Raw genomic sequence first — 11141 nt, 5'->3', positions numbered from 1 at the left:
TTCACGGGCAATCTTAACTGCTTTTGCACTGGCAACAAATTGATTATGCAATGCTTGGAAATTATTATTAAGGCTCTCGTTACGCATCCCTAATGTGAAGAATGACCCTAAAACACCTGTGTTAATTTCATTAAATGTCATCCAATACGTTACTTTAGAGGCATAACGTTCGAGAATTGTGCGGGCATATTTTTCAAATAAACCGATTAATTCGCGGTTTTTCCAACCACCATAACTTTTCACAAGGTTCAAAGGTGTTTCATAATGTGAGATCGTAATGGTCGGTTCAATATTGTATTTTAAAAGCTCGTCAATGACATTTTCATAATGTTTCAATCCCGCTTCATTTGGTTGTGCATCATCACCATTTGGGAAAATACGTGCCCATGAAATAGACATACGGAATGTTTTAAAGCCCATTTCAGCAAACAGTGCAATATCTTCTTTGTAACGATGATAAAAATCAATGCCCAAGTGGTTTGGGTATGTGTATTTTTCTAAATCAATTTCTAATGGATAACTATCGTCACGCAATAATTTCATGCGTTGTTTCCCACCTGGAGACACATCAGCAATCGTTAAACCTTTACCATCTTCATTATACGCACCTTCAAATTGATTCGCAGCTGTAGCGCCACCCCATAAAAAACCATCTTTAAAACCTTTTTTCATTTCAAACATTACGCATCCTCCTCTGTTGTTTTATATACTTTTGCGCCATTTGTTGCAATCACATCTTTATACCAATAGAACGATGCTTTTTTAGAACGTGCTAACGTTCCTACACCGCCATTATCGCGATCAACATAGATGAAGCCATAACGTTTTTTCATTTCGCCAGAACCAGCACTCACCAGGTCAATACACCCCCATGGTGTGTAGCCCCAACACTCAACGCCATCTTTAATGGCCTCTCCCATTTCACGCACATGTGCTTCTAAATAATCGATACGGTAATCATCATTAATTTCACCAGTTTCTGTCGGTGTATCCACTGCTCCTAAACCATTTTCAACGACAAACAATGGCTTTTGATAACGATCGTACACCTCATTCATTGTTGTGCGCAGTCCCAGTGGATCAATTTGCCAACCCCATTCGCTTGCTTTCAAATAAGGATTTTTCAACGTCGCAAACACATTTCCTTCCGTTTCTTTATTTACTGCTGGATCCGCACTTGTTAAGCGAGACGAGTAGTAACTAAAAGATACAAAATCTACCGGATGCGCTTTCAACACTTCTAAATCTCCTGCTTTAATATCTAAGACAATGTTATTATCTTCAAAGAAGCGTTTTGAATAGCTTGGGTATTCACCGCGCGATTGTACATCAATAAAGAAGTAGTTCTCACGATTTTTTTCAACGGCTTGCCATACATCTTCTGGCGCGCACGTGTTTGGATATGTTTGTCCAGCAGCTAGCATACATCCAATTTTAAAATCGGGATTAATTTCATGCGCTAATTTCGTTACTTTGGCTGATGCTACCAATTGATGATGTGCTGCTTGATAAGTCAATTGTTTCGGATTATCTGCACCACTGACATCAACACCCCCGCCGAAAAATGGCAAGTGTAAAATCATGTTAATTTCATTAAATGTTAACCAGTACTTCACTTTATCTTTATAACGTTTAAAAATAACTTCCGAGTAGTTGACATAAAAATCAACGAGTCGACGATCTGCCCAACCATTGTATTTTTTCATCAGTTCTACAGGTGTATCAAAATGATTGATTGTTACCAATGGTTCCATTCCCAAACGCACACATTCGGCAAACAAATCATCATAAAAAGCTAAGCCTGCTTCATTTGGTTCAGATTCGTCACCGTTCGGGAAAATACGTGGCCAACTAATCGAAGTTCGAAATGTTTTAAAACCCATTTCTGCCATAAGCGCTAAATCTTCTTTATAATGTGTATAAAAATCAATCGAGTCGTGACTTGGATAAAAATCATAATTCCCTTCAAATGCCAATTTTGGATCAGCCAATGCTTCCCAACGCCCATGTGCCGCATCTGGTAATAAATCTACAAGTGAGAGACCTTTACCGTCTTTTTGATAGGCACCTTCACATTGATTGGCAGCTACTGCGCCGCCCCATAAAAAACCTTTTTGAAATGGTGTTGTCATAATTTTTCCTCCTCTGATGTTTTTTAAACGTTTAAACGACATTGATTATTTTGTTGCTTTTAAGGATTTGTCTCCTTGTCTTTTATCTAACACGATTGTTAAAACAAACGCAAGGATAAAGGCAACAGCGATAGCTATAAAAATACCATAGAACGTACTATCTATCCCTGTTTTCGGATTAATCATACTTGGAATTCCAAAAATCCCTAATCCTCCTACAATATAACCTTTAGTGCCCATTAAACCTAATACCGCTCCACCAGCCGCTCCTGCGATACAGCTTGCAATAAACGGTTTTTTACGTGGTAGGGTAATCCCATAAATCGCGGGCTCTGTTACACCAAAAATACCTGAAATAAAGGCCGAAATTCCTAAACCTTTTGTTTTTTTGTCTTTTGTTCGAACTACTACTGCTAAAACAGCACCAATTTGTGCGAATGATGCAGCAAATGTTAATGTTAAAATCGGATCATAACCCAGTGTTGCAATATTTAATATCGCAATCGGCACAAGTCCCCAATGTAAACCAAAAATGACAAGTACTTGCCATAAACCACCGATGATTAATCCAGCAAGTATCGGGCTGAACTGATACACTGCTAAACTTCCCGCGCCTAAAGCTGTTCCTAACCATGTTGAAATGGGTCCAATGACTAAGAAGGTAATCGGGATAACAACCAGCGCCGAACAAAATGGCACGAGGAATGTTTTAACCACATCTGGAATGATTTTTTTGAAGAACGGTTCCACTTTAGATGCAAACCAAACAGCCAGAATAATTGGAATAACTGATGATGAATAACTCATCATTACGACGGGTATTCCTAAAAAGGTAACATAGATAGGTGATTCGAAAATTGTTCCACTAAACAGCGTATATAACGGTTCAGCGCCTGCACCTGCCATCGCCATCGGGCTCAAACCAACGATTGATGGATAAACAAGTGTTGCTCCTATCACCATCGCAAGAAACGGATTAACATTAAATTTCTTGCTGGCTGTATACCCTAACATAATAGGTAAGAAGTAGAAGAAGGAATCACCGAGCGCTTGCAAAACAACATAGGTTCCTGAAGTTTCTGCGAGCCAACCAAAGGTGAGAAACAGTGCCAAAAGCCCTTTAATCATCCCGGTTGCTGCCAACAAACCTAAAGCTGGGGCAAAAATACCAGAAATTAAATCGATGAAACGATCAAGCAATGATCCTTTGTTGTCATCCGGTACTTGTTCTTGTCCATCAAGGCCTGTTTGTTGCATTAACTCTTGGTACACATCAGCCACATGATTACCAATGACAACTTGATATTGTCCTCCACTTTGTACAACCGTCACAATGCCATCTGCTTCTTTTAAAAAGTCAGTGTTCGCTTTCTTTTCATCTTTCAATTTGAACCTTAAACGGGTGGTACAGTGAACAACACTGTTAATATTATCTTTCGTTCCCACATTTTCGACAATCATCGCTACTAATTTTGTGTACTTCATATCTAAACCCCCAAATTCATTTTATTGTTGCTCAAAAGCTTAATTACTTATTTTAATTCAAGCACTGCATCACCCACAGTAACATTCCCCTCTGCAATAGCTTTCACAGTGTTGTATTCACTCGTATTGGTTACAATCATCGGTGTAATCACTTCATAACCCGCCGCTTTAATTTGCTCAATATCAAACGTCACAAGCAGCGTGCCTTTTGTAACCATCAACCCTTTTTCAACGTGTGTTTCAAAGAATTGGCCATCTAATTGCACTGTATCCATACCGATGTGCATTAATACTTCAGCGCCTGCATTTGTTTTCATCCCAACAGCATGGCCTGTAGGGAATACAAGCGTCACTTCACCATCTGTTGGGGCAAATAACTTACCTTCAGTCGGTAAGATAGCTACACCGTTCCCCATCGCTCCTGAGGCAAATACTTCATCACTAATACCGCTTAACTCTTGTAAACTACCTGTTAGTGGACTAACCAGCGTTTCTTCCGTTAGATCAACTGTTTTGATAATGTCTTCTACCACTGGTTCTGCAACAACTTCATCTTTATGTGATTTATCCATTAACAATGTTATCAATAGACCTAAAACGAGCGCGACGACGATTGCAACTAAGTTTCCGTAAAAACCGGCGTCAATTCCTTTGGGTGAAATTTTACTTGGGATTGCGAAAATCCCCATTCCACCTACCATATAAGATTTTGTGCCTGCAAAGCCCATAATAGCGCCACCGACACCTGAAGCAATACAGCTGGCAATGAATGGTTTTTTACGTGGTAATGTAATCCCATAAATCGCAGGCTCTGTTACACCGAAGATGCCTGATATAAATGCTGATATTCCCAAACCTTTTGTTTTTGGATCTTTTGTACGAAGTGTTACTGCCAATACTGCACCGATTTGTGCAAATGCAGCTGCGCCTGTTAATACTAAAACAGGTTCAAATCCTAGCGTACTGATATTTAATAAACCGATTGGTACAAGTCCCCAATGTAAACCGAAGACAACTAAAACTTGCCAAATAGCACCTAAAATGAAACCTGCTATGATGGGATTAAATGTGTATACTGCTAAACTTCCCGCTCCAATTGCAGTTCCTAACCATGTTGAAATCGGCCCAATTACAAGGAATGTTACTGGCACGACAACAAGTGCTGCACAGAATGGCACTAAAAATGTTTTAACGACATCTGGCATAATTTTTTTGAAGAAAGGTTCTACTTTTGAAGTTAACCAAACCGCTAAAATAATCGGAATAACTGACGATGTATAGTTCATCATGATCAGCGGAATACCTAAGAATGTAAGATAAACTGGTGATTCAAAAATGGTGCCACTAAATAGCGTATATAATGGTGTTGCATCTGACCCCATCATCGTTAAAGGGTTCAAAGCAGTAATCGTTGGGTAAACGAGTGTCGCCCCTATGACCATGGCCAAGAACGGATTAACTTTGAATTTTTTACTTGATGTATAAGCTAACATGATTGGTAAGAAGTAGAAGAACGAATCTCCCAATGCATTTAAAATGATATACGTCCCTGACTTATCACTGAGCCAACCAAATGTGGTGAAAATTGCTAAGAAACCTTTAATCATACCTGTTGATGCTAATAAACCTAACGTTGGTGCAAAAATACCTGATATTAAATCAATTGCCTTATCTAAAACGGAACCCCCTTTTTCCTCAGCGCTGCCTTCTTCAGATAAGCCTGTTTGTTTAACAATTTCAGCATATACATCTGGCACATGATTCCCAATTACGACTTGGTACTGACCGCCACTTTGTACAACAGTGACAATACCATCCGCCTTTTTAAGAAACTCTGTATCTGCTTTTTTTTCATCTTTCAGTTTAAAACGTAAACGTGTTGTACAATGAACCACACTATTCACATTCTCTTTTCCGCCTATTTTTTCGATAATCATCGAGACAAGCTGTTCGTATTTCATAAAAATTCCTCCAATATTAAATTTAGTTTCTATTAGGTTGTTGTTGCGTGTTATTAAAGTGGCGTATTATTATGGCAAGTGGATTTAACAGGTAATTTTTTCTGAATCTCTTTAATCTTATGAACAAAAAAATGATCCAAAAAACACCAAAGTATGGTTGTTTTCCGGATCATGCCTAATTGAATAGTCACACGCCACTCTTTTTATGCTATTTATAATTCTTGTTTATTTGTTACGCGCCAGATATGCAGGCAAAGGTATAATTTTTCATCTTGTGTTAACTGCCAGCCTTCCGTTTTTTCTAAATAGACTGCAATTTTCCCCACTGTTTTATAGGCTTCAGCATACTTGATGCGCATCATTTCGAGCAAACCAGAGTCAAGCGGCTCTATCAGTACACTTTCATTATCCAAGTGCCTCAACACAAAATACCGTAAGTGAGAAATAAAACGATCATAATGAAACGACTCTTCATTGAGAATAATTTGATACTTCATTTGAATAATTTCGAGAATATTATGAATTAATTTAGACATTTTCATCGTTTCTTCCAATTTACCTTCGCTCGATTGCGCATTAACAAAATGATACGTTAAAAAAACATCTTCACCTCTCGGTAAATCAATCGCAAAATTTGTCATTAAAATTTTGATTGCTACTTTTGCGGCTTCGTATTCTTTAGGAAATAATTTTTTCACTTCCCAACGAATTGTACTATTAGTCATTTCTATTCCTTTTGTTGCACGTTCTATCACAAAACTAATGTGATCTGCCAAAATTAAATAATTATAGTTCTCAAACTTGATGTTCAGGCTGTGTTCTACTTCTCGTGTAATTTCTGATGCTGTTTCAACTATTTTTGAATCCATTTTCAACAATGAAATGACACCTTCATCCATCAAAGCGCTGCGTGATTCAGCCACAAAACGCCGCTCAATTTTAGATTTGTCAATCGCATCATTCACCTTCTTATTAAAACCAATACCATTTCCGATAACAATCCATTCTGTTAAGTCCACATCTTTAACAAGTACCGCATTGTTATTAAAGCTCCGGATGACCTTCATCAACGTCCCTCCCGTAAACTAAAAATTACCTGTTAAAATACAATGCTCTATCACCTCAATCGTAATAAAAAACACTCTATTTCAACAGGTAATGCCTGACTTATCAGTAACACCCTCTTGTATAAGACTAATACTACATCAGGCTGAAAGCGCTGTCAAGACTATTTTTGAAAAAATGTGTGTTTCACTAGTCGAAATTCACAAAATGTGAACATCTTTTGACTATTCTAATAAAAAAATATTTTCTTGCTATAGTAAAAACCAATAATCCTATAGACAATAGAAAACAGTCATTGCTGACTGTTTAGTTGTATTTATCTTCTCAAATTCGAACATAACTATTAGTTACGAGTTAACGGAGTTCACTTTATGCTCTTTTGTTTTTGGTCGCATGTTGAAAACAATGTTCAGTATAATTGCACATACACTTCCTGCAACAATGCCGTTGCTAGTAAAGAGTTGTACAAATTTAGGCAATACCGCGAATAACTCGGGTACTGTTGTTACGCCTAATCCTAGACCAACGGAACAAGCAATGATTAACAAGTTTTCTTGTGAAGCGAAATCAACACTGCCTAACATTTTAATACCTTGTGCGACAACCATTCCAAACATCGCTACCATTGCCCCACCTAAAACTGGTGTGGGAATTGTTGTTGTAATAGCTCCAATTTTAGGAATTAAACCTAAGATTACTAAAAACGAAGCGGCTACATAAATAACATTTTTCGTTTTCACTCCTGATAACTGGACTAAACCGACGTTTTGCGAATATGCTGTGTAAGGGAATGTATTAAAAATCCCACCTAATATAATGGCTAAACCTTCTGAACGATAGCCGCGTGATAAATCTTTGGTCGTTAGCTTTTGTTTTGTGATATCACTGAGTGCGAAATAAACACCGGTTGACTCCACCATGCTGACTAATGAAATAATTATCATCGTCAATATCGCTGATAAATTGAATGTGGGCGCTCCAAAAAAGAACGGTGTTGGCACATGTACCCAAGCCGCTTCAGAAACGGATTGAAATGAAATACCGCGGTAGAAATAAGCAAACAAGCTCCCTGCTAAAATCCCTACTAATACAGCAATTGATCGTAGAAAACCTGAACCAAAACGATACGTTAGAATAATAACAATCAGCGTTCCAAATCCTAAACTCAGATTAAAAATAGATCCAAAATCTTTACTGCCTTGTCCACCAGCAAGGTTATTGATTGCTACTGGAATGAGTGTTAAGCCAATAACTGTAACAACGGATCCCGTAACAACCGGAGGAAAGAAACGGACAACTTTAGAAAAAACGGGGGCGATTAATAATACAAATAATCCTGAAACAATAATAGCACCATAGATAGCACCTATTCCGATATCCTGTCCAATTAATACAATCGGGGCAATCGCTTGTACTGCACAACCCAAAACAACGGGTAAGCCGATTCCCATAAAACGTCCCACACGTAATTGCAAGAAGGTTGCAATCCCACACATGAAAATATCAATCGATACTAAATAAGTCGTTTGCATCACTGTAAAATTCAATTGATTTGCAATTAGCAAAGGTACAATCACAGCACCTGCATACATCGCGAGTACGTGCTGAAAACCCAACGCCACTATCTTCCCTTTTCCAAACATTTACTTAAAATCTCCTCTCGAATTCCACAAAAATTATACAAAAAAACCACTTCTCAAATGAGAAGCAGCTAAAAAACATCAAAAGAGTCGACTCTTTTAAATATCTTGGCTAAAATCTCACTCATAGTCCAACTATTTACGGCAGTTGGGTAGAAACGCGTCATCCATATTATGACTATTATATAAGTGTTTTTATCTGGTTGATAAGAAACAACCAATTGAAGGGTTCTTATCTTGTATTTCACTAATTTTAGCGGTTTTTTAAGTAAAGGTCAATAGTTTATTTGGTTTTTAGAGAATATTTCGTCTTATATTAGACAGAATGTTCGGTTTTATGTCTGTTTCAACTTGATAATAGATACTATCGTTCCCTTTTCAAAAAAACAATCTTCCTACTGACGAAAAAGCTCGCAGTAAAAAGATTGTTATTAGGAGTGCTTTCTATTTCAAAAATAGGCTAACCCTTATCATTAAAATAGTTATAAGCGCTTATTTTTCGCCGCTTAACTCAACCAAAATTTTAGCTTGTGTTTTATCAGTTGTTAATGCTTCAAATCCTTTAGCAACAATATCATCTAAGACGATTTTAGAAGTTACAATTCCTTGAGGTTTTAGTTGGCCTGTCCCCATCAAATCAACTGTTTGTTGGAAAGTTGTTGGTGTATAAGCTATTGTTGATGTTAACTTAACACCTGTATTTGTAAGATGAATCGGGTTCCATTCAATTGGACGCGCAAAAATTGAGACGATAACCACGGTTCCACGGGCACGCGTTGCATCAATCGATGCTTTGAAGGTTGGTGCAACACCAGCGACTTCAAACGTTACGTCAACTCCACCAGGAACGATATCGCGCACCGCCTTAACACCATCCACTTCACCAGAGTTAACGGCATGCGTTGCACCTAACTCCAATGCTTTTTCTAAACGATTTGCTGAGAGATCAAGCACGATGATTTTACTTGCTCCTGCAGCTTTTGCAGCAATAATTGTTAATAAACCAATTGGACCTGCACCAAAAACAGCCACTGTATCGCCAAATAACATTTCACTTTCTTTCACTGCTTGTACAGCAACAGCCATTGGTTCCACAAGTGCACCATCTTGAAGTGACAGTGATTCTGGTAATTTATACACTTGTTTTTCAGGAGCGTTTGCAAACTTCGTAAAACCACCGTCTCCATGTAATCCGATGAAACTAAAACCATCGTATGTATCTAATGCTTCTGGTAAGTTCCCGTGTGTTAATGTTGGATTAATCGCTACACGATCCCCTACTTTATATTTTGTTACTTCACTACCGATTTCTTCAATCACACCAGCGAATTCATGACCCATAATTAACGGTGCCACTTCTCCTGTTAACTCGTCTTCCTTGTCAACTGGAATAAATACTGGTCCTTCTTGATATTCATGTAAATCACTTCCACAAATCCCTGCCCAAGCGACACGTACTTTCACTTCATCAGCTTTCATTGGTTTTAAATCTCTGTCTTCAATACGTAAATCTTTTTCCCCATACCATACAGCTGCTTTCATTAATAAAAACCCCCTATTTTAATTAACTAAGAAGCAACGCATAAATGCAAGCGCTTCCTCTTTGTAATTATAGTATAAACCTCATAACTTTTATTGTCTACACTTTATACCTTTTTAGTTATATGTTTATCTTTTTCCAACTTCTTATTTTTAACCGTCTAAATTTCTTACTTGTAGCAAGGCATTCCATTCGTTAAAATAGAGACAGTTACATCATTAACGGAGGTTACTTATGAAAATACTTGTTTTAGCAACTGGCGGGACCATTGCGTCTGTTGAGACAGACAATGGCTTGCTTCCTGGTCTGAATGTTGAAGAATTACGTCGCTACTTTACTGAACAAAATAAGCAATATAGTCAATCAGAACTTGATTTGGACTTTCATCTTTTAATGAACAAAGACAGTACAAATATCAGCCCTCATGATTGGGTAACGATTGCTCAGGCGGTCGAAACACACTATAACGACTACGATGCTTTTATTATTACACATGGTACGGACACTTTAGGTTATACCGCCGCCGCATTATCCTATATGTTACAGGGGTTTGATAAAGCTGTCGTGCTGACCGGCTCTCAAATACCCCTCAGCTTCCATAAAACAGATGCTAAACGGAATGTTCGTGATGCTCTCACTTATTGTTTAGAAGGCCAACCAGGTGTGTTTGTTGTCTTTGATGGCAAAGTGATTCAAGGCACTCGAGCAGTTAAGATTAGAACCAAAAGTTATGATGCTTTCGAAAGTATCAATCATCCCTATATCGCTAAAATCATTGATGGCCATGTGGAAATGTGTGCATCTCCTGCCCAAAAAACAGAACGATTACAATTTGAAACACAATTGTGTTCAGATATCTTTCTGCTCAAGTTATTCCCTGGGCTTAAAGCATCGTTTTTTGACGCAATTGCTGACAATTACAAAGGTATTATTATCGAAAGTTTTGGTAATGGCGGCTTGCCCTTTGAAGATGAGAATATCCTCGATCGTGTCGGTAACTTAACAAAGCGCGGTATCTCGGTTGTTATGACCACTCAATGTCTTGAAGAAGGCGAAAACCTTCTATTATATGAAGTTGGACAAAAAGTAGCCCAATACCCCATTATTCTATCGGGTGATATGAATACGGAAGCAATTGTCCCTAAATTAATGTGGGCGCTCGGACAAACGACGGATCCAACAGAAGTAAAAACATTATTTGAAACACCTATCGGTGGCGATTTATCTGCTGATTGGGATATGCAAATAACACCATAAAAAAACGCCCGTCGGGTTCTCCTCTTAATTGAGGAAGTACCTGACGAGCGTTTTTAGTTTA

The 11141-nt window shown here is 38.0% G+C and carries 7 protein-coding genes, 1 pseudogene and 1 riboswitch; of the genes and pseudogenes, 1 reads left to right on the top strand and 7 read right to left on the bottom strand.

Annotated elements, in window-relative coordinates; all coding sequences use genetic code 11:
* From IKV95_RS09270 to IKV95_RS09240, 7 genes and pseudogenes are all read right to left on the bottom strand, one after another.
* Positions 1-681: glycoside hydrolase family 1 protein (locus IKV95_RS09270; RefSeq protein WP_287451700.1), on the bottom strand; the 681-nt coding region annotated here is incomplete at its 3' end.
* On the bottom strand, positions 681-2132 hold the full coding sequence (locus IKV95_RS09265; protein ID WP_483296362.1) for a 6-phospho-beta-glucosidase: 1452 nt from the start codon (positions 2130-2132) through the stop codon (positions 681-683). The genes IKV95_RS09270 and IKV95_RS09265, both read right to left, overlap by 1 nt.
* A 90-nt stretch (positions 2133-2222) precedes the next feature.
* Positions 2223-3617, bottom strand: a pseudogene (locus IKV95_RS09260) (PTS transporter subunit EIIC); the annotation flags it as partial.
* 47 nt (positions 3618-3664) lie between these two features.
* Positions 3665-5578, bottom strand: coding sequence for a beta-glucoside-specific PTS transporter subunit IIABC (locus IKV95_RS09255; protein WP_119904490.1), 1914 nt, complete (start codon positions 5576-5578; stop codon positions 3665-3667).
* A 212-nt stretch (positions 5579-5790) separates the two neighbouring features.
* The gene (locus IKV95_RS09250; protein ID WP_069126227.1) at positions 5791-6645 is read right to left on the bottom strand and encodes a PRD domain-containing protein; all 855 of its coding nucleotides are present in this window, start codon (positions 6643-6645) and stop codon (positions 5791-5793) included.
* A 345-nt stretch (positions 6646-6990) separates the two neighbouring features.
* Positions 6991-8286: a nucleobase:cation symporter-2 family protein gene (locus IKV95_RS09245; protein WP_029091123.1), complete on the bottom strand. Its 1296-nt coding sequence runs from the start codon at positions 8284-8286 to the stop codon at positions 6991-6993.
* A gap of 104 nt (positions 8287-8390) precedes the next feature.
* Positions 8391-8492: riboswitch (purine riboswitch) on the bottom strand.
* Between the two features lie 283 nt (positions 8493-8775).
* Entirely contained in the window at positions 8776-9825 is a 1050-nt protein-coding gene (locus IKV95_RS09240) for a 2,3-butanediol dehydrogenase (protein WP_029091122.1), read from the bottom strand.
* A 232-nt stretch (positions 9826-10057) separates the two neighbouring features.
* Between IKV95_RS09240 and IKV95_RS09235 the strand changes: the two genes are divergently transcribed.
* Positions 10058-11080 (top strand): asparaginase, encoded by a 1023-nt coding sequence (locus IKV95_RS09235; protein ID WP_069126224.1) that lies wholly within the window; start codon positions 10058-10060, stop codon positions 11078-11080.
* The last annotated feature ends 61 nt before the right edge of the window (positions 11081-11141 follow it).

Source organism: Brochothrix sp. (assembly GCF_017549435.1).
Lineage (GTDB): Bacteria > Bacillota > Bacilli > Lactobacillales > Listeriaceae > Brochothrix > Brochothrix thermosphacta.
This window is presented reverse-complemented; position numbering and strand designations above follow the sequence as displayed.